The sequence below is a fragment of the Nocardia brasiliensis ATCC 700358 genome (assembly GCF_000250675.2).
Lineage (GTDB): Bacteria > Actinomycetota > Actinomycetes > Mycobacteriales > Mycobacteriaceae > Nocardia > Nocardia brasiliensis_B.
This window is the reverse complement of the sequence record NC_018681.1, coordinates 8,786,684-8,806,298: the sequence shown is the minus strand read 5'-3', so window position 1 is coordinate 8,806,298 and position 19,615 is coordinate 8,786,684. Positions and strand designations below refer to the sequence as shown.

The window sequence follows — 19,615 nt, the reverse complement described above, 5'->3', positions numbered from 1 at the left end:
GCGGCCGAGAGCCCGACGTCACCGCCAGCACCCAGCGCTGTCGCACCGTCATCTTCATGGCGAAAGTCCTCCTCCGAAAGGGGTTCGCCAGTACCTACCGGCGCCGCCGCGCCGATTCATCGCCAGGAGGAGAGGTTTTCAGCGCGCCGATGTCGCGGGTACGGCCGCGGGTGCGGTGGTGGGGCGCATGCTGCGCATCCAGACGACGAAACCCCAGGCGACGAAGCCCGCGTAGACGAAGTACAGGGTGGCCGAGGGGTAGTAGCCCGCTTTCACCAGCAGCGGGATGCCGACGATGTCGACGGCGATCCAGATCAGCCAGAACTCGGCGAGACCGCGGGCCATGCCGTAGGTGGCCAGCACCGACCCGGTGAAGATCCACGCCTCCGCCCACGGACCGTAGGAGCCGATCGCGGCGAACAGTTGCGCGAACGCGGCGGTGCCCACGAGCATCGCCGCCACCAGGACCAGGCGTTCCCGGTTGCCCGCCCAGCGCGGGTCGACGCCGCGGTGCTCCAGGCCGGTCTCGATCTTGGCGTGCCGATACCAGCTCCACCAGCCGTACACGCTGACCGCGATGAACATCAGCTGCCGCCCCGCCTGCCCCGCCATGTTCAGGTGCTGCGGGGTGTTGAAGACCCCGCCGACGAACACGGTGAACAGCAGCGTGTTCCCCGCGATGCCGATCGGCCACGCCCATACCCGCCGCCGCATCCCGCCGATCGCGGAGGCGAGGCCGAAGCCGTTGCCGATCACTTCGCGCCAGAGGATCTCCGAGCCGGCGATGTGCAGCTTGGCGTCGAGCAACGTGAGGAGCGGGTTCACCTGTCGTACAACCAGCGCGACGACCGATCCCATCCACGGCCCGGATATCGGCTCGCGCGGATTCGAATCACCGCCGGGGTCCGCGCGCGTGCAGGGTGACCGGGAGCGCCGACGGGGAGAGCACGAAATCGTTGTTCGACGCGCGCACCCGGTACTTCGGGTCCGGCTCGGGCCGCCAGCGGGCGAGCAGCGCCGCCGAGGCCAAGGTGATCTCCAGCAACGCGAAGTGGTCGCCGAGGCAGCGCCGCCTGCCGACGCCGAAGGACAGATTGGCCTTCTTGTCGATATCGCCGGCGCGCTCGGGCGACCAGCGGTCGGGATCGAAGGCGTCCGGGTCGGCGAAATAGCGGCTGTCGTGCTGAACCATGTAGGGGCTGAACATGATTGCCGCGCCGTCGGGGATGGTGAGCCCGCCGATGGTGATGTCGCCGTCGGCGGTGCCCGCGCTGATCCACGGACCCCAGAACCGGAGTACCTCTGCCACAACCTGTTTCAGGTACGGCAGCGCGTTGATGTGTTCGGCGCGCACCGGACCGGCGCCCACCACGGCGTCGAGTTCGGCGTACAGGCGCTCGGCGATCTCGGGCCGGTGCATCACCTCGTGCCACAGCCACCCGGTCAACGATGCCATCGAGCCGACGCCACCGGCCAGCATCAGGATCGCCTCGTCGATGATGTGCTCGTCGGACAGTCGCGCGCCGGTCTCGCTGTCGGTGTGCCGGATCAGCGCCGACACCACATCGTGGAAATCCTCGTCGCGGCGGCGGTATTCGGCCACCACCTCGCCGATCGCGCCACGCAGGTGCCGGGATTTGCGCCGCCACCGCCAGTTCGCGAGCAGGCGGAGCCGGCGCAGCTGCGGCGGCAGCGCGGTGCGCAGGATGACCTGGCTGAGCAGCCACGGCACGTTGTCCCGGATCTCGCGGCGCGCGGCGTCGCTGAATTCGGCGGTGAACAGGGTCGAGGACACGGTGTCCAGCACGAGGCCGTGCGCCTCTTTCATCAGGTTCACCCGCCCGCCCGCGGGCAGCCCGGCCGACCACCGCTCGGCGATATCGGCGGCCGCCCGCGTGTACTCGGCGAGCCTGCTCTGCCGCAGTGCGGGCGCGATCATGCGGCGGCGCAGCTTGTGCTCCGCGCCGCGCAGCACGTTCACCGAGCCGCCCGCGATGTCCTTGATCGCCTCGCGCAGGTCTTCCCGATTCAGTTCGCCGTCGCCGAGCCCGGCTTCGCGGACCAGGTCCGGCGTGGTCAGCAGATAACCGGTCTGATTGCCGAAGTAGATGCGCACGATCGGCCCGAGCGCGGGCAGTGACGTGACGAAACCCGGCGCGTCCCGCAACGCCCGCAGGCCGTGCCCGACCAGCGGGAGGCGGCCGGGTGCGGTGGGTACTTCCGCCAGCGAACGCGGTAGCACCATTTCAGGTGGGTAGTCCGTCGGCTCGGCAGTGTGCACAATTGCACGGTACCTACGCGAACGCTCCGCTGTAGAGCCCACAGTTCTCTGCGGTAGAGCCCATTGTCCTCTCGACTGCCCATCGCACGAGGAAAGAAGCGCCCTTGAGAATCGCGATCCCACTGACCGGAACCCGTGGTGACGTCCAGCCGGTGGTGGCCCTCGGGCTCGAATTGCGCCGGCGCGGCCACGACGTACTGCTCGGTGCGCCGCCCAACCTGGTCGAGTTCGTCACCGACGCCGGGCTCGCCGCGGTGCCGTGCGGTCCGGATGTGCAGCAGCTCTACAGCTCGGACGCGGGCCAGCGGGCGCTGGCCGCGGGTAACACGCTGCGGCTCATGCAGTTGGTGGCCAAGCAGATGTCCGGCTACGCCCAGCAGATGAACCAGGAGGTCATCGACGTCTGCGCGGGCGCGAACCTGATCGTCGCGAGCACCGTCACCGAGGACCGGGCGAGTTCGGTCGCCGAGGCGATGGGGGTGCCGCTGGTGAGCCTGCACTACTTCCCGTGCCGCAGTACCAGCGTGTATCCGTTCCCGGGTGCGCTTCCGCCGCACTGGAATCCGCCCGCGCTGGTCAACCGGGCCACCTGGGCGCTGGCCGAGAATCTGCGGCGGGTGGTGTTCATGCGCTACCTCAACGACCTGCGCACGACCTTGGGGCTGCCCAAGTCGCGGGCCAGTACGGCCGCGGTGCTGGACCGCGCGCAGGTTCCCGAGATCCAGATCTACGACCCCGCGCTGGTGCCGGGTCTGCCACAGGAATGGGGCGCGCGCAGGCCGTTCACCGGCTTCCTGACCCTCGACGAGGCGACCAGGGCCGCGGTCGGCGACCTGGCGGGCGATCACGCGAGCATCCTGTCCTGGATCGAGGCGGGCGAGGCGCCGGTGTTCTTCGGGTTCGGCAGCATGCCGATCCGGGACACCGCCGCCGTGCTCGCCATGGCCACCGAGGTCGCCGCCCGGCTCGGCGTGCGCGCGCTGGTGAGCGCGGGCTGGAGCGACCTCGATGTCGCGGCCGCGCAAGCCGGACCGGAGGTGAAGGTGGTCGGCCCGTTCGCGCACGACGTGGTCTTCCCGCACTGTGCCGCGGCCGTGCATCACGGCGGCATCGGCACGCTGTTCGAGAGCTTGCGCGCGGGCCTGCCGACCCTGGTGTGCTCGGTGTCGTTCGAGCAGCCGATGTGGGGCGGCCAGGTCGAACGGCTCGGTGTCGGTGCGCATCTGAAGTTCACCCAGCTCACCACGGACCGCCTCGAACAAGGCGTGGCCGCGCTGCTCACTCCCGACCGCCGTTCCCGGGCAAAGGAATTCGCGCGGACCCTGCGCACCGAGGGGGCGAGCGCCTACGCCGCGGACCTGGTCGAGGCTGCCGCCCGGTGACGAACCACGTGCTGGCGGACACCGTCGTCATGTTCCGGCGCTGTGCCAGGCACACCCTGCGCAGCCGGGACACGCTGGTGATCTCGATGCTCATGCCGGTGCTCGTCATGCTGCTGTTCACCTATGTCTTCGGCGGGGCGATCGATGTCGGCGGCCCCTACCTCGACTACGTGGTGCCGGGAATCATGCTGCTGTGCACCGGATTCGGCTCTTCGATCACGGCGACGAGCGTGTCCACCGATATGACGCGGGGCAGCATCGACCGCTTTCGCACGCTGCCGATGTTCCGGCAGGCGGTGCTCGCCGGACACGTCGCGGAGAGCGTGGTCCGGAATCTGGCGGCCATCGCGATCGCGGTGGGCGTGGCGCTCGTCCTCGGCTATCGACCGCAGGCGGGGCCCGGCGGCTGGCTCGCGGCGCTAGGCGTGATCACTTTGTTCGTGCTGGCGATCTCCTGGATCGCGGTGGCGCTCGGGCTGGTCGCCAAGAATCCCGAGGCGGCGGGCGGGCTCACCTACGCGATCATGTTCATCCCCTACATCAGCAGCGCGTTCGTACAGACCGCGACGATGCCGCACTGGCTGCGCGGTTTCGCCGAGTACCAGCCGGCGACGCCGGTGCTGGAAACCGTGCGCGGACTGCTGAACGCCACCGGCGCCGGGCACCACGCGGTGCTCGCCGTCGCCTGGTGCCTGGGGCTGGCCGCGTTCGGATTCGGCTGGGCCGGTGTGGTGTTCGGGCGGTTGTCCCGGCACTGAACCCGGATTGTCGGTGGTCCGGGCTAACCTGAGCGTCGTTGCCAGCGCACTTGCTCGACCCATGGAGGACCAGATGACCGTGCTGCCGGATCGGCCGAACACCGCCCTGCTGGTGATCGACGTGCAGAACGGCGTGGTGGCCGAGGCGTACCGGCGCGAGGCCGTCCTCGCCAACATCGGCACGGTGATCGGCAAGGCCCGCGCCGCCGGCGTGCCGGTCGTGTGGATCCAGCACAGCTCCGATGACCTGGTGCCGGGCACCGAGGCCTGGGAATACGTACCGGAACTGGTCCGGGAAGAGTCGGAAGCCTTGGTGCACAAGCGTTTCGGTGACTCGTTCGAGGAGACCGAGCTGGCGGATGTGCTGGCGCGGGCCGGGGTCGGCAAGCTGGTGGTGACCGGTGCGGAGACCGACGCCTGCGTGCGCTCCACCATCCACGGCGCGTTCACCCGCGGCTACGACGTGACCCTGGTCGGCGACGGCCACACCACCTTCGACAAGAGCGAGTGGGGCGCGCCCGCCCCCGAGGCGGTCATCGCGCACACCAATCTGTACTGGCAGTACCAGCGGGCGCCGGGGCGTACGGCCGCGGTCACCAGCGCCGACGAAACGGCCTTCGAGGGCTGAGCGGCCACGGCCGAGCATCGGAAAAATTCGGGTCCGGCCCCGGCTGCGCGTAACGATTGCGAAATCTGGGGTCGCGATTCGCAATGTCCGTGCAACGGGCTCCTTCTAGGGTGACCTTCATGAGGGAGCGCAGTACACGAAACATGGGCGGGGCCGGGTCATGACCACCGCGAACGAAACCACCGGGGGCACCGGTATCCACATCAGCGGGTTGACCAAGACCTTCCGGGTGGGGCGCAAGACCGTGCAGGCGCTGGACGCGGTGGATCTGCACACCGAACAGGGGACCTTTCTGTCGTTGCTCGGCCCCTCGGGCTGTGGCAAGTCGACGGTGCTGCGCATCCTGGCCGGCCTGGAGACGCCGACCGCGGGCAAGACGCTGATCGACGGCCAGACGCCCGCCGAACTGGTGGGCAGGCACGAGCTCGGCATCGCCTTCCAGGATTCGGCCCTGCTGCCGTGGCGTTCGGTGGAGTCGAATATCAAGCTGCCCCTGCAGGTCGCGGGCCTGCAGCCGGACCCGGGCCTGATCGCCGACCTGATCCAGCTGGTGGGGCTGGACGGGTTCGAGAAGGCCAAGCCCGCCCAGCTGTCCGGCGGTATGCGCCAACGTGTTTCGATCGCCCGAGCGCTGGTGGTGAAGCCGACCGTGCTGCTGCTGGACGAGCCGTTCGGCGCGCTGGACGATATGACCAGGCAGCGACTCAACCTGGAACTGCTGCGGATCTGGACGGAGAAGCCGGCGACCACGCTGATGGTCACGCACGGCATCGCCGAGGCGGTGTTCCTCTCCGATGTGGTCGCGGTGATGAGCCCGCGGCCGGGCCGGGTGCTGGAACTGGTGGAGATCGATCTGCCGCGCCCGCGCACCCCGGAGATGATGCGCACCCCCGAATTCCACCGGCTGCACGACTACCTGTCCGAGCTGCTGTTCGGGAAGTCCGGGACGGGCGGGGCGCTCGGCAGCGCGGCCGGAGCCGCGAGCACCGGCGGTGGCGCGTGAACGCCCGGCGAGCGCGGGGAGAGCGGGCATGAAACGGATCGGTGGCCTGCTCGGCGTCGTCGGGCTGATCGGCGTGTGGTGGCTGCTCGCGGCGCTCGGCGTCGCGGGCGGCACGGTGCCGAGTCCGTGGACGGTGGTGCACGCCATGTACACCGACGGCTGGGGACTGTACGGACCCAACTTCCGGATCACCGCGCTCGGCGCGTTGCAGGGTTTCGTGTGGGGCAACGGGCTCGCCATCGCGCTGGCCGTGCTGATCATGCTGATCCCGCAGATCGAATCGCTGGCCACCCAGCTGGCGATCCTGAGCTACTGCACCCCGCTGCTCGCGCTGGGCCCGATCATCCTGGTGGTGTTCGGCGGGCGCACACCGACGGTGTTCCTCGCGGCGATGTACTGCTTCTTCACCACCATGGTCGGCACCGTGACCGGCCTGCGTTCCGCCGATCGGACCAGCCTGGATCTGGTGCGCGCGTACGGCGGCGGCCGCTGGCAGCAGCTGTATCGCGTGCAGTTGATCTCGGCGCTGCCGAGCACCTTCGCGGCGTTGAAGATCGCCGCGCCCTCGGCGGTGCTCGGCGCGATCATCGGTGAGTATCTCGGCGGTGTCGACAGCGGCATCGGCGTCGCGCTGACCGCCGCGCAGACCGCCTACAACGTGCCGCGCACCTGGGGCATGGCGCTGGCCGCGGCCGCGCTGGCCGGGCTCGGCTACGCGGTGGTCGCGCTCGGCGCGCGGCTGGTCGCCCCGTGGACTGCGCAGGAGGCGCGATGAAAGTACTGCTGCGGCTCGGGCGGTTCCTGTTCCCGCTGGTCACCTCGTTGGTCCTGATGCTGCTGATCTGGTACGTCTTCCTGAAGGCGTTCCCGCAGGTCGGCCCGCGCGTGGGGAAGTCGCCCGAAGACATCTGGCGCTATCTGGTGACCTCGCCGGGCGCGAGCAGCGCCCGCGCGACGATCCTGGACGACCTGCAGATCACGCTGCGCGACGCGGCGATCGGCTTCGGCTTCGGCATGCTGGCCGCGGTGGTGGTGGCCGCGCTGTTCGTGTCGTTCGCGGCGGTGGAGCAGACCTTCCTGCCGGTGGCGATGATCCTGCGCTCGGTACCGCTGGTGGTGCTCGCGCCGATCATCGTGCTGGTGTTCGGGCGCGGGCTCGGCGGGGTCACCGTGCTCACCGCCATCGTGGTGTTCTTCCCGGCGCTGGTGATGATCATGGCGGGCCTGCGCAACGCCCCGCGCCAAGCGCTGGATCTGGTCGCCGCCTACGGCGGGTCCAAGTGGACCGGTCTGCGGCTGGTCGCGGTGCCCGCCGCGCTGCCCTCGGTGTTCGCGGCGGCCCGCATCTCGGTGCCGGGCGCACTGATCGGCGCGCTGCTCGGCGAATGGCTCGGCAGCGGAACGGGGTTGGGCGCCAGCCTGATCCGGGCCATTCCGACCTTCCAGTACAACCAGCTGTGGGCCTCGATCGTGATCGTCACGATCGTCTCGGTGGTGCTGTACGCCATCGTCGGCGTGATCGAGAATCTCGTGCTCGCCCGCTTCGGTGCCGACGCGGGACGATCCTGAACGACCGGTTCGCTGAACGAGACAAAATTCCCGAAATTCCGTGCTCGGAACGTCAAAGCAAAGAAAATGAAACGCGATCGACCTAGATTCACCGCATGACACCCGCACAGCGTTCCTCGTTCGGGCCGGCACTGAATCGACGGTCTCTGCTCCGCTACTCCGCGCTGGCCGGCGCCGCACTCGGCGGCGCGGGCCTGCTCACCGCCTGTGGCGACAATGCCGCGGACCCGTCGGGCGGTTCCACCCCGGACGGCTCCAAATACGGCACGGTGGCGGTGCAGCTGTCCTGGCTGAAGAACATCGAGTTCGCCGGCGAATACTTCGCCGACTCGAAGGGCTACTTCAAGGAGGCGGGCTTCGGTTCGGTCAACCTGATCGCCGGCGGCGCGGCGAGCACCTCGGTCGAGGCCGGACTCGACACCGGCAAGATCTGGCTCGGCCTGTCCGCGCCGCAGACCACCGCCAAGGCGGTCCTGGAGGGGTTGCCCGCGAAGATCATCGCGACCACCTACCAGAAGAACCCGTTCGCGATCGTGAGTTCGGCGGCCAAGCCGATCAAGACGCCCGCGGATATGAAGGGGCGCAAGATCGGCGTGCAGGACACCAACCAGCTGATCTTCAACGCGCTGCTGACCGCCAACGGCCTGAAGCCCGGCGATGTCACCATCGTGCCCGCGCAGTTCGATCCGACGCCGCTGGCCAACGGCGAGGTCGACGGCTGGGTCAGCTACGTGACCAACGAGCCGATCACGTTGACCGCCAAGGGATTCGCGAACACGCACTTCTTGTTCGCCGACTACAACCTGCCGCTGGTGGCCGAGACGCTCACGGTCAAGCAGGCGACCATCGACAAGGAGCGCGACAAGCTCAAGGCGTTCTTGGTCGCCGAGATCAAAGGCTGGAGGGACGCGGTGGCCAACCCGGCCGAATCGGCCCGGCTCGCGGTCGAGGTGTACGGCAAGGATCAGAAGCTCGACCTCGACGAGCAGACGAAAGAGGCAGTGGCACAGAACGATCTGGTCGTTTCGGCCGATACGGCGGCCAACGGCCTGCTGAGCATGACCGACAAGTTGATCGAGCAGAACATCGCCGCGTTGCGGCTCGCCGACCTCGATATCAAGGCCGACCAGCTGTTCGATCTGTCCGTGCTGCGCGAGGTCTTCGCGGAGAATCCCGGCTTGAAGGGCTGAGCGGCCCGGGCTAACTACCCAGCCCCACCGCGGTTTTCAGCGGTGGGGACTGGCTAGGGGAGTGCAGCGAATGCCGCCCCGTCTGTTCGGTTCTGGCGGCGAGTAGTTCGGCGGCGATGGCGACGGCGATCTCGGGCGCGGTGCGCGCCCCGACGTCGAGTCCGGCCGGAGAATGCAGACGGGCGAGCGTTGCTTCGTCGAAGCCGCCCGCCCGCAGGTCTTCCATGCGTCGCGTGTGCACGGTGCGCGAACCCATCGCACCGAGGTAGCCGAGCTGGGGTAGTCGCAGCGCGACGGTCAGCAACGGGATCTCGAACTTCGGATCGTGCGAGGTGACGACAATGCCGGTGTCGCCGTCGATTTCGCCTGCCGCCGCCAGCGTGTTCAGGTACCGGTGCGGCCAGTCCACGACGACCTCGGCGCCCGGGAACTTCTCCGGCTGCGCGAAGGTCTCCCGCGAATCGCAGATGGTGACGCGGTAGCCGAGGAACTTGGCCTGCACGGTCAGCGCCGCGGCAAAAGAGTTGGCGCCGAAGATGATCAGGCGCGGCGGCGGCGCGAACGAGGAGACGAACACGTCCGAATCCGGCAGCGCCAGCAGTTCGGTGTTGTGTCGTTTGTCGGTGACCAGATGCTGCCCGATGAGATCGGCGTCGGAGTTCCACACCACGGTGAAGACGGTGATCCGCCGGTGCGCCCGGATCTCGGCGGCGACGAGCGGGAACTCCGGAAAGTCCCTGCGCGAGAACGGTTCAGTGAACACGTCCATCATGCCGTCGCGGTCCGCACCGCCCGCGATGCCGGTAGCCACGCCGTAGCGGTGCATCGCACGGCGGCCGGTGCGGGCTGCCTGTAACACCGCCTCGTAGGCGATCTCCTCCAGGCCGCCGTCGGTCACCGCGCCGTAGACGCCGCCCTCCGGATCGACCAGCATCGCCGAACCGATCGGCAACGGGGCAGAACCCATCGTGCGCACGATGGTGGCCAGTCCTCCGGTCCGCCCGGAATGCCACACCCGCAGTAGGTCATCGACGATGTCCCGCATGAGCTCGCTCCGATCACCGTGCGGACGAGGCCGGGTAGTCATGATCGACGCCCGTCGCCAAATCGTCGCACGTGACGCACACCATATCTGCCCGGCCCGCCAAATAGGTGCGCGCGCCCGAATCTCCTACGGCCTCCTGACATATCGAGGTCCAGTGGTTGTGTGCGAGCACAACGGGATGCCCCGGTGTGTTGTGGAACACAGCGCGGGCGAGGCCGCTCGGCGCAGCGAAGGCCGCGGCGGTGACCCGGGCGATCACCGCCGCACCGACATCGGGGGTATCCACCGGCATGATCGCGGCGTAGCGCGCCGGGGTGCGCGCGGCGGCGATCAGGCCGGCCCGGACCGAGGCGCCGAGCCCGGTGGCCCAGTCCGCCGCCCAGACGGTGACGACATCGGCGGGCAGGTGCACGGCCGCCGGATCGGGACCGGTGGCGCCGAGGACGACGATCACCGGATCGCAGCCGCCGTCGCGGAGCGCGGCCACCGCGCCGCGCAGCCAGGCGCCACCCTCGGCCAGCGCTTTCGGCTTGCCGTAGCGCGTTCCGGCTCCCGCGGCGAGCACGATGCCCGCGCAGGCGGGCGCGGGAACCGGACGATCGGGTAGAGCCATGCCACGACGGTATCTCGGAACCGTCGCCCGCGCGTGCCGCAACAGCGCTGCTCGGAGGCGGGAACGTCCGGTTTCCGCGCGGCGACACGCCGGTCGTCCGGTGCCGCTTTCCGGTGGCGGCCGGGCGGGTCGTATTCGATGCTGGTCCGATGACAGACGACGCGGACGGCCTCGCCCGATTCGACGCCATGCCGCAGGACGCGGCCATCGAGGCGTTGCTTGCCTGTTGCTCGTCGCCGCAGTGGGCGCGCGCGTTGGCCGCCGGACGGCCATACTCGAGTGTCGGCGCCGTGCTCGATGCCGCCGACAGCGTGCTCGCCGGACTGCCCGAAACCGAGATCGATCGGGCGCTCGCCGGGCATCCGCGGATCGGTGAGCGGGCGCATTCGGCGGCTTCGGCGCGGGAGCAGGCCGGGGTGGCCGACGCACCGGACGAGGTGCACACGGCGCTCGCGGCGGGTAACCGGGCCTACGAGCAGCGGTTCGGTTACCGGTACCTGGTGTGCGCGAGCGGGAGCACCGGCGGCGAGCTGCTCGCGCTGCTGCAAGACCGGCTGCACAACGATGCCGAAACCGAAAGGCGGGTCATGCGAACAGAATTGGCGAAGATCAATCGGCTCCGGTTGCGCGGGCTGCTCACGGCGGCGGCATGAGCACGCTGAGTACCCACGTCCTGGACGCGGTGCGCGGCACGCCCGCGGCCGGTGTCACGGTGACCCTGTACGGCGCTGCCGGGCAACTGGATTCGGGCAGCACCGATGCCGACGGCCGGATCGCCGGATTGGGTGGCGATCTGGCGGCGGGGACCTATCGGCTGGTCTTCGATACCGGCGCCTATTTCGCCACCCAGCAGGTCGAGACGTTCTATCCCGAGGTCTGCGTGAGCTTCGCCGTCACCGTGCCACGGCACTATCACGTTTCGTTGTTGTTGTCGCCGTTCGCCTTTTCCACCTATCGAGGGAGCTGAATCCAGCATGGAGTTGACCGGGCCGATCGCGCTCACCGACCACCGATACGGCAAAGCCGAGAACCGCGTGGTGCGGATCCGGCGGGAGACGGCGCGGCACGAGATCCGCGATGTGAACGTGTCCACCGTGCTGCGCGGCGACTTCGCCGACGCCTACGCGGGTGACCAGCGCAAGGTGCTGCCCACCGACACGCAGAAGCAGACCGCGTTCGCCTACGCGAAACAGCCTGGCTTACAGACGATCGAGGACTACGGGCTGGCACTGGCCGGTCATTTCGTCGACGATATCGAGCCGGTGTCCAGCGCCCGGATCGAGATCGACGAGTACGCCTGGCAGCGGGTGACGGTCGACGGTCGTGAACACGAGCACACCTGGGTACGGCAGGGCCCGGAGGTGCGCACTGCGGCGATCACGGTGGCGGGCACCGGTGCCGACCGGCAGGCGTGGGTGATCGGCGGGGTGAAGGACCTGACCATCCTCAAGTCGACCGGGTCCGAGTTCGCCGATTTCCTCAGCGACGAGTTCACTGTGCTGGCCCCGACCCACGATCGGATGCTGGCCACCACCCTCGTCGTCGCCTGGCGCTTCGCGGCGACCACCGGCATCGCCTGGGACGACGTGTACGCGGGCATTCGCGCGCGGCTGGTCGAAACCTTCGCGACCCACCATTCGAAGGCGTTGCAGCAGACCCTGTTCGAGATGGGCAAGGCCGCGCTACAGGCGTATCCGGTGCTCGCCGAGATCCGGCTCGCCGCGCCGAACAAGCACCACTTCGACTATGACCTGGCGCGTTTCGGCATCGAGAACAACGGCGAGGTCTACTACGCGGCGGACCGGCCGTACGGCCTGATCCACGCGACCCTGCAGCGCGCCGACGCACCGGAGGCAGGTCCCGCATGGCTGCCGTGACCGTCATCGAGAACTGTGCCGTCGCCACCGTCGACCCGGCGGGCACCGAATACCGCCGCGGTCATGTGGTGTTGCGCGGCAACCGGATCGAAGCGGTCGGCCCGGGCGCGGCGCCGCCGGTGGACGATGCGGCACACCGCATCGACGGCCGAGGCTGCCTGCTCACCCCCGGTCTGGTGAATACCCACCACCATCTCTATCAATGGATCACCCGCGGTCTGGCCGCGGACAACACGCTGTTCGAGTGGCTCACCACGCTCTACCCCATCTGGGCCGGGATCGACGAGGACGCGGTGCGGGTGGCGGCGACCGGCGGGCTGGCGGCGTTGGCGCGCACCGGATGCACCACCAGCACCGACCATCACTACGTCTTCCCGCGCGAGGGCGGCGACGTGCTGGGCGCGGAGATCGCGGCGGCCGCCGACGTCGGCCTGCGGTTCCACCCGTGCCGCGGCTCGATGGATCTGGGGCAGAGCGCGGGCGGTCTGCCGCCGGATCACGTGGTGCAGACGCTCGACACCATCCTGGCCGACAGCGCGGACGCCGTTGCCCGCCACCATGATCCGTCTTTCGACTCGATGCTGCGCATCGCGCTCGCTCCTTGCTCGCCGTTCTCGGTGAGTTCCGACCTGCTGCGGGAATCCGCCGTGCTGGCGCGCGAGCTGGGTGTGCGGTTGCACACGCACGTCGCCGAGACGATCGATGAGCAGGACTATTGCGCGCAGACATTCGGCTGTACGCCCGCCGAGTACATGGCGCAGCTCGGCTGGGTCGGCTCGGACGTGTGGTGGGCGCACGCCATCCATCTGGACGACACCGCCATCGCCACCATGGCGAAAACCGGTACCGGCGTGGCCCATTGCCCGACCTCGAACGCGCGCATCGGCGCGGGCGTGGCGCGCACCGCCGATCTGGTGCGGGCGGGTGTGCCGGTCGGCCTCGGCGTGGACGGCGCGGCGAGCAACGAGGCGAGCTCGATGGTCGAGGAACCGCGCAACGCACTCTTCTACGCGCGAAACCGCGGCGGCCCGCGCGCCATGACGACCCGAACAGCGTTGGCGCTGGCCACGATCGGCGGCGCCCGCGTGCTCGGCCGGGCCGCCGAGATCGGCTCGATCGAGCCCGGCAAACTCGCCGACCTCGCCCTGTGGCGGCTCGACACCCCCGCACACGCGGGCATCGACGACCCGGTGACCGCCCTCGTGCTCGGCGCGGCGCCACCCCTCGCGGCGCTGCTGGTGAACGGCCGCGAGGTCGTGCGCGACGGCCGGCTGGTCACGGTCGACGAGGACGCCGTCGGCGCGGCGGTCGCCGCCGCGCAGGCCGCGCTGGTCGCGAAGGCTGGGTAGCGCACCGCCTAGGCGGCGAACGAGGTGGCGCCGTGCGCCAGCGCCGCAGCGGAGTTGTGCCGATCGGCCGGCGGCTGCGGTGGCGACCCGTCCGGCGCGCGCAACGCGAGCAGGCTCATCACGTCGTGCAGGGTCATGCCGAGTTCCGTGGCGTGCAGGTGGGCGATCTCGGCGTCCAGTGGCCCGCCCGCGTGCGAGCGGCCGAGCACGATCATCTCGGCCAGCGCCATGCCGGTCACGGCCTGGTCGCGGCTGAGTCGTCGCTTGGTCGGGAGAAAAGACAGCACCCAGGTGCCGCGGTCCGCCTCGGGCAGATCGACCCGGAAGGCGGCCTCGTGCACCACGTCGCTCGTGATCAACCATGCGGTGGCGGTAATCGACATTGTGCGAACCCCTTTCAGCTGCGGCGCAGTCGGCAGATCGGCCGCGGACTGGTTCCAGGGTGTCAGTTCGGTTCGGCGCGGCGCGATCCCAGCGCCGCCGGCATTTTGCCGGTCCGGCGCAGCGCACTTGACCTGGGAAAACTGCACTGCTACCAAGGAATTAATCACAATCAGCGTCCCGATTCTCCGGTCGAGGGCCCGTCCCGCGCCGGACACATCGCGCGCGGAGAGGTGGCGGGATGTACAGATCCGGCCGATCCGACCGCTGGCGCCCCGGCGGCAACCTCACCGCGGAACAGCGCCGACGCCTGCGCGATCGGTTCGCCGAGCTCGGCCTGACCGATCTGCAACTGCTCGAGCCGCTGGCCGCGGAACTGCGGCAGCGCGGCTACCGGCCGCGCGCGGCCTGGCGCTACGCGAACGGGCTCACCCAGGCCGCGGTGGCCGAACGCTACAACGAGGTCACCGACAGCGCGCGGGCGGCGATGAAGGCCAGCCGGATCTCCGAATTCGAGGCGTGGCCGTTCGGCGGAAACGACGCCGAGGCCGCGGACGAGCACCACCGGCCGAGCGGTGCGCGCCCCACCGTCCGGGTGCTGAAAAACCTTGCCGCCGTGTACGGAACCGTATGGGATCAGCTGGTCGACCTCGCCGACCTGGCCTATATGCCGCACGGCGAGCGGATGGAGTACCACGAGGCGGTCGCGCGGCGCTCGATCGGCAGGCAGCCGGTGCGCGCGGGCCGGGACCTGCCCGCCGAGGTCCCGCACTTCACCGGCCGCGCTGAGCCGAAAACGCAACTGTACGAACGTTTTACCGAACATCTGCGCTCCGGCGCCGCGGCGGTGCACGTGATCGTCGGTCTCACGGGCATCGGTAAGACGGCGCTGGCCAGGTACGCGGTCGCGGTGTTCGGCAAGCACTATCCCGACGGCACCCTCTGGGTCGACCTGCACGGCTACACGCTCGGACGGGAGCCGCGCGAACCGGCGGATGTGCTGGAGCAACTGCTGTTACAGATCGGAGTCGCCCGCGAGACGATCGAGACCGATCTGGCCGGGCGGGCCGACCGCTGGCGCACCACGATGCGGCAGCGGCGCATGCTCATCGTGTTCGACAACGCCCTGGACAGCAACCAGGTGAAGCAACTGCTGCCGCAGGCGCCCGGCTGCTTCGTGCTGATCACCAGCCGGAGCAAGTTCACCGGCCTGGTCGAGGCGGCGCCACTGCGGCTGGACGTGCTGGAATGGGCGGAGGCGGAAGAACTTCTGGTGAAGCTGGGCAATCTGCGGCCCGGCTACGACCAGGACGCGGTACGGCAGATCCTGCGGACGGCGGGACGGCTGCCGCTGGCCATCCGGCTGATCGGCGGCCAGATCGCGCATCACGGGGAGGAGATGCTCGCCGACAGCGCCGCCGAGATCGCACAGCTGACCGCGCGGATCAAGCGCGCGCCGGCCGACCGGACGAACGGTTCGGCGGCCGAACACCTGCTGGATCGCTTCACCGCGGAAGACGAATCGCTGCGAGCCGCCTTCGAGATGTCGTATCGGCGGCTGCCGGACCCGGGACAGCAGCGCGCGGTCCGGCTGCTGGGCTGGTTTCCGGGGCCGGAGATCACCGCGGAGGCGATGGCGACCATGGCGGGCTTGCCGTTGCGCGACGGAAAGATGTTGGTGCGCAGCCTGTTCGAGGCGGGCTTTCTCGACCCGTCGACGGGCGGTCCCGGTGGGCAGCGGTACCGGATGCACGACCTGAGCCGGCTGTGTGCCCGCCTGCACGCCGAGCGCGAGGACACGGCTGTGGAGTACGCGGCGGTGCTCGACCGGTTGGTCGCCGCCGGGCTGGCGGTGGCCCGCCGGGCCAGCGCCCATCAGCTCTTCGATCCCGCGGGCAGCGAACACCTGTCGAACCCGTCCGCGGACGCCGCGCGGGCCAGGGCCTGGCTGAATCGGGAGCTGGAGCTATTGCTCGGCTGTCTGCGCGAGACCGAACCGACCTCGGCGGCAGCGGAATTGGCCACCCGGCTGGCCTCGCACCTGTCCGGGACCGGGCACTGGTCGCTGGCGCTGCGGTTGTACGAGCGGGCACTGTCGATCGCCACCGAACTCGACGACCGGCGCGCCCAAGCCTGGGCGCTGGTGGGCAAGGGCCGGATGGACCGGCTGATCGGGCACCACGAACAAGCTTGCGCCGGCTTCCGATCGGCGCGCGAGATCGCCGTCGCGCTGGTCGACCGGCAATGCCACGCCGCCGTGCTCTGCGAGCTGGGGCAGACGGCGCGGGTCACCGGTGATCACGGCGCGGCGCGGCGCTACTTCACCGAGGCGCTGGGGATCGCGCGCGACATCGAGGCCAGGGCGACCGAGTGCGACGCCCTGGACGGCCTCGCGTACGTCGAGCGCGCGTCGTCGAATTACCGTGGTGCCTGGGGTTGTTCGGCGCAGGCGCTGGCCATCGCCGAGGCGATCGGCGACCCGGTGCGGATCGGCACCGCGCAGTGGGGATTCGCGGAGGTGATCCGGCGGCTCGGCGATGCGGAGGGCGCCGCGCTGCGGTACACCGCGGCCCTCGAGATCGCACGGGACCTCAATCACCAGAAACTGGAGGGCGATGCGCTGCGCGGGCTCGGTCATATCGAAGCGCTCTTCGGCGACCACGACACCGCCCGGCGCAGCTTCGACGATGCGCTCGAGATCGCCCGGCGGATCAACGATCGCTACGGCGAGGGCTGGACGCTGTGGGGGCTCGGCAATGTCGCGCGGCGCGCCGGGGAGTTCGAGGCGGCGCGCGGTGTGTTCCAGCAGGCGTACGACATCGCGGTGGAGATCAACGATCCGCTCGGACAGGTGGATGCGCTGCGCGGCCTGGGGCACATCGAGCGGTATTTCGGCCGATTCGACGGCGCGCGAGCGTATTACACCGAGTCGATGGGTGTCGCGCAGCGCATCGGCGACCCGCTCGGCCGGGCCGACGCGTTGCGCAGCCTGGCCGGCGTCGCGTCCGACACCGGCGCGCAGGAACGGGCCGAGGCCCTGCTCGCCGAGGCGCTCGCGCTCTACGACGGCATCGGCGTACAGCTCGCGGCGAACGTGCGGGCCGAGTTGCGCACCGGTGGCCGGTGACCGTCAGCCACAGCGGCGGGCCGCCAGCAACGCCAAAGTATCGGCGCAGGCGCGCATTTCGCTGATCAGGACGTGATGCTCGGTATCCGGGGCCGCGCCGCGCGGTCCGAACAGGCAGCACTCGATGCCCGCGCGGCTCAGGTGCGTGGTGTCGTTGCCGCAGTAGGAGTAGGGCAGCGCGAGGCCACGCTCCTCGACCCGGAAGTCCGACACCCGGGGGAGCAGTTCGGCGATATCGCGGACCACGGCGCAGTCGGCGGGCCGGTCCATCGGCGGCATGTCGGTGCCGCCGACCCGATAGCGCGGATCCACCGGATGCTCCAGGGTGATTCGCGCTTCGGGGAAGGCGTCCCGCGCCCGGTCCAGCGCCATGTCGACGGCCTTGCCGACCTGCTCCGGCTCGAACGGCGGCGGATACCGCAGATCGATGAGCGCGGTGGCCTTGTCCGCGCAGTAGCTCACCCCGGACGGATCGTGCTCCTCGCCGCGTCCGGCGAGCAGGCTGGCCACCTGAAGCCTGGGCAGCGGCGGGAATTCGGGATTGCCCAGCGCGAGGTCGGCGGTGTCGAGCAGGTCGAGGGTGCGCCGCAGGATCGCAATGGCGTCGACGCCCTCGTGTGGTCTGCTGGTGTGCGCGGTGCGGCCGCGCACCACGACGGCGAACTTGCGGACCCCCGCGGTCCGGGTGATCACCCGGCGCACCGAATAGGGTTCGGGCACCACGGCGGCGTCGGCGGTGAGCCCGCTGCGCAGTGCGTGCCTGGTGCCGGTGCCGCCTTGCAACTCGCCGGCGACGAACTCGAGCAGTAGCGGGCGGCGCAGGGCAATACCGCTGCGGCGCACCATGATCGCGGCGCCGAGGATGGCGGCGAGGCCGCTCTTCATGTTGTGCAGCCCCGCGCCGTACAGCCGGTCGCCGTCGCGGCGCGCGGTGAATGGGGTCCGCGGTTGGTCGTGACCCAGCGGATCCATGTCGAGGTGCCCGTTGAGCAGCAGCGCGGGTGTCCCGGTTTCCGGGCCGAGCCGGGCGATCGTCTGTAACCGCCCGGGTTGCACCTCTTGGTGGTAGGCGTGAATATCGTTGCGGAACAAAGTGTTCCGGACATGCACCGCCAGCGGCGTCTCTTGCCCGGTGAACGAGGGAATGGCGGTGAGCTCGGCGGCCAGCCGCAGTAACTCGGCCTCGGGGAGCAGGCGGGGCAGCTGGTCGAGGAAGATCGTCGTCGAACTAGGCACGCTGCCGGAATCCGATCAGCAGGACGTCGCGTAATCCGGCGCCCGCGGCGGGATCGGTCACGGTGATCGGCGAGGTGTAGTGCAGCACCCGCTCATCGTCGAAAACATAAGAGTCGAGCGGATCTTCGAGCACGAAGCTGCGCAACCCGCGGTCCGGATCGTAACGGTCGTAGATGGCGGAGACGCCGCCGCTGATATTGGTGCGCTGGATCAGATGCGCGGAACCCGCGATCAGGCCGTCGCGGTGCTTCCCCTCCGGCGCCGGATCTCCCGGCGCGATCAGGCGCATGTAGTGGGCGTCGACCAGGCAGTCCGGGGTGACCGCGGCGTCGAGCACCCCGTGCGCGGTGAGCAGCCGGGCGACCGCGGCCGCGATCTGCGTGGTCGGCTCGGTCGCTGGATGCTCCGGCGGAATCAGCTTGAAGCGGCGGGCGATGCCGCCCGCCACCGGATTGACCTGTTCGGATTGCACATACGGTGGCGGCCGATCGATCGCGGTGAGGGCGGCGGGGCCGTCCGCGGCCAGGCGGGCCAGGTCGAGCTGGAAGCACTGGTAGGCGCGCCGCCGATACTGCTCGCCGGCGGGCAGCCAGTGGTCGAGTTCGGTGTAGTCCCGGAACGTGCGCCGCAGGACGTGCAGATCGGGGCCGGTGAGCGGGAAATCGGCCGCGGTCATCAGCCAGGAGGACGGAGGGTCCGCGTCGGGCGGCAGCTCTTGGTCGGCAGACGCCGTCCGCTGATCGGTGTTTATCGGTGGCCCTTCCGCGTCAGGACATGGCGGGCCACAGCAGGGCTGCGGGCCGCGCATATCGGTGAGGGATGGCTCGCCGCCGGCGTGGGAAATATCACATCGAGCGAGCCGCGATGGACATTAATCACGCGGCTGCCCGGTGTCGAGTGTGCACCGGGCACGAACTTGCGTGTCGAGGCCGCCGGCACCGTGGCGTGCTGAGTAAGTCCAGTTCAAGGTATATGCGGGATACTGGAACAGTGCCGCCTCTGACTGGACGGAGGCGGACCGGGTGCAGGCCGGACGGTGTGGGGGCCGGTCGCGTGAGCCGTGGCGGGTCGCCGCGGATCAACGGGGTAACGGCCGGGCAATCCGGCGCGGAGATTGCGCAACATCGTGGCAACTCCGCGCTTCTAGGGTTGGCGGTAGCGGCAGTGGAGCGAGGT

Annotated in this window: 19 protein-coding genes; 12 read left to right on the top strand and 7 right to left on the bottom strand. The window is 69.7% G+C overall.

Features of this window, described 5'->3' with window-relative positions; genetic code table 11:
* Nucleotides 1-138 precede the first annotated feature (138 nt).
* Complete coding sequence (gene pnuC / locus O3I_RS39425) at nucleotides 139-825, bottom strand: nicotinamide riboside transporter PnuC (RefSeq protein WP_041564913.1); 687 nt, start codon at nucleotides 823-825, stop codon at nucleotides 139-141.
* Between the two features lie 67 nt (nucleotides 826-892).
* Nucleotides 893-2,245, bottom strand: a complete 1,353-nt coding sequence (locus O3I_RS39420; protein ID WP_014988653.1) for a cytochrome P450 — start codon at nucleotides 2,243-2,245, stop codon at nucleotides 893-895.
* Nucleotides 2,246-2,385: 140 nt separating this feature from the next.
* Between O3I_RS39420 and O3I_RS39415 the strand changes: the two genes are divergently transcribed.
* The 7 genes from O3I_RS39415 to O3I_RS39385 all read left to right on the top strand — a co-directional run bounded on the left by O3I_RS39415 (nucleotide 2,386) and on the right by O3I_RS39385 (nucleotide 8,811).
* Complete coding sequence (locus O3I_RS39415; RefSeq protein WP_014988652.1) at nucleotides 2,386-3,663, top strand: glycosyltransferase; 1,278 nt, start codon at nucleotides 2,386-2,388, stop codon at nucleotides 3,661-3,663.
* Nucleotides 3,660-4,421 (top strand): ABC transporter permease, encoded by a 762-nt coding sequence (locus O3I_RS39410; RefSeq protein ID WP_014988651.1) that lies wholly within the window; start codon nucleotides 3,660-3,662, stop codon nucleotides 4,419-4,421. The genes O3I_RS39415 and O3I_RS39410 overlap by 4 nt, the downstream gene beginning before the upstream one ends.
* Before the next feature lie 73 nt (nucleotides 4,422-4,494).
* The gene (locus O3I_RS39405; RefSeq protein WP_014988650.1) at nucleotides 4,495-5,049 is read left to right on the top strand and encodes a cysteine hydrolase family protein; all 555 of its coding nucleotides are present in this window, start codon (nucleotides 4,495-4,497) and stop codon (nucleotides 5,047-5,049) included.
* Nucleotides 5,050-5,209: 160 nt separating this feature from the next.
* Nucleotides 5,210-6,052 (top strand): ABC transporter ATP-binding protein, encoded by an 843-nt coding sequence (locus O3I_RS39400; RefSeq protein WP_014988649.1) that lies wholly within the window; start codon nucleotides 5,210-5,212, stop codon nucleotides 6,050-6,052.
* A 28-nt stretch (nucleotides 6,053-6,080) separates the two neighbouring features.
* The gene (locus O3I_RS39395) at nucleotides 6,081-6,827 is read left to right on the top strand and encodes an ABC transporter permease (RefSeq protein ID WP_014988648.1); all 747 of its coding nucleotides are present in this window, start codon (nucleotides 6,081-6,083) and stop codon (nucleotides 6,825-6,827) included.
* The gene (locus tag O3I_RS39390; RefSeq protein ID WP_014988647.1) at nucleotides 6,824-7,621 is read left to right on the top strand and encodes an ABC transporter permease; all 798 of its coding nucleotides are present in this window, start codon (nucleotides 6,824-6,826) and stop codon (nucleotides 7,619-7,621) included. Before O3I_RS39395 ends, O3I_RS39390 begins: the two co-directional genes overlap by 4 nt.
* A gap of 95 nt (nucleotides 7,622-7,716) precedes the next feature.
* Entirely contained in the window at nucleotides 7,717-8,811 is a 1,095-nt protein-coding gene (locus O3I_RS39385) for an ABC transporter substrate-binding protein (protein WP_014988646.1), read from the top strand.
* Nucleotides 8,812-8,821: 10 nt separating this feature from the next.
* Here the strand turns inward: O3I_RS39385 and O3I_RS39380 are convergent, their stop codons facing one another.
* Entirely contained in the window at nucleotides 8,822-9,856 is a 1,035-nt protein-coding gene (locus O3I_RS39380; RefSeq protein ID WP_014988645.1) for an XdhC family protein, read from the bottom strand.
* A 13-nt stretch (nucleotides 9,857-9,869) separates the two neighbouring features.
* A complete protein-coding gene (locus O3I_RS39375) occupies nucleotides 9,870-10,469 on the bottom strand; it encodes a nucleotidyltransferase family protein (RefSeq protein WP_014988644.1) in 600 nt (199 codons plus the stop codon).
* A gap of 149 nt (nucleotides 10,470-10,618) precedes the next feature.
* Here O3I_RS39375 and uraD point away from each other — a divergent pair, with 149 nt between their 5' ends.
* Genes uraD through O3I_RS39355 form a run of 4 tightly spaced genes read left to right on the top strand, consistent with a single transcriptional unit; the run spans nucleotide 10,619 to nucleotide 13,695 of the window.
* Nucleotides 10,619-11,122, top strand: coding sequence for a 2-oxo-4-hydroxy-4-carboxy-5-ureidoimidazoline decarboxylase (gene uraD, locus O3I_RS39370; RefSeq protein WP_014988643.1), 504 nt, complete (start codon nucleotides 10,619-10,621; stop codon nucleotides 11,120-11,122).
* A complete protein-coding gene (gene uraH / locus O3I_RS39365; RefSeq protein ID WP_014988642.1) occupies nucleotides 11,119-11,436 on the top strand; it encodes a hydroxyisourate hydrolase in 318 nt (105 codons plus the stop codon). The genes uraD and uraH overlap by 4 nt, the downstream gene beginning before the upstream one ends.
* A 7-nt stretch (nucleotides 11,437-11,443) precedes the next feature.
* A complete protein-coding gene (pucL, locus tag O3I_RS39360; protein ID WP_014988641.1) occupies nucleotides 11,444-12,346 on the top strand; it encodes a factor-independent urate hydroxylase in 903 nt (300 codons plus the stop codon).
* The gene (locus O3I_RS39355) at nucleotides 12,334-13,695 is read left to right on the top strand and encodes an 8-oxoguanine deaminase (RefSeq protein WP_014988640.1); all 1,362 of its coding nucleotides are present in this window, start codon (nucleotides 12,334-12,336) and stop codon (nucleotides 13,693-13,695) included. Before pucL ends, O3I_RS39355 begins: the two co-directional genes overlap by 13 nt.
* Before the next feature lie 8 nt (nucleotides 13,696-13,703).
* On the opposite strand, the gene O3I_RS39350 is transcribed toward O3I_RS39355, so the two are convergent.
* Nucleotides 13,704-14,078, bottom strand: a complete 375-nt coding sequence (locus tag O3I_RS39350; protein WP_141691717.1) for a hypothetical protein — start codon at nucleotides 14,076-14,078, stop codon at nucleotides 13,704-13,706.
* Between the two features lie 239 nt (nucleotides 14,079-14,317).
* On the opposite strand from O3I_RS39350, the gene O3I_RS39345 reads away from it, so the two are divergent.
* A complete protein-coding gene (locus O3I_RS39345; protein ID WP_014988638.1) occupies nucleotides 14,318-17,203 on the top strand; it encodes a tetratricopeptide repeat protein in 2,886 nt (961 codons plus the stop codon).
* A gap of 3 nt (nucleotides 17,204-17,206) precedes the next feature.
* On the opposite strand, the gene O3I_RS43235 is transcribed toward O3I_RS39345, so the two are convergent.
* Together O3I_RS43235 and O3I_RS39335 are read right to left on the bottom strand one after the other, a co-directional pair.
* Entirely contained in the window at nucleotides 17,207-18,439 is a 1,233-nt protein-coding gene (locus tag O3I_RS43235) for a M20 family metallopeptidase (protein WP_014988637.1), read from the bottom strand.
* Nucleotides 18,432-19,115, bottom strand: a complete 684-nt coding sequence (locus O3I_RS39335; RefSeq protein WP_014988636.1) for a 2OG-Fe dioxygenase family protein — start codon at nucleotides 19,113-19,115, stop codon at nucleotides 18,432-18,434. Before O3I_RS39335 ends, O3I_RS43235 begins: the two co-directional genes overlap by 8 nt.
* Nucleotides 19,116-19,615: the final 500 nt, after the last annotated feature.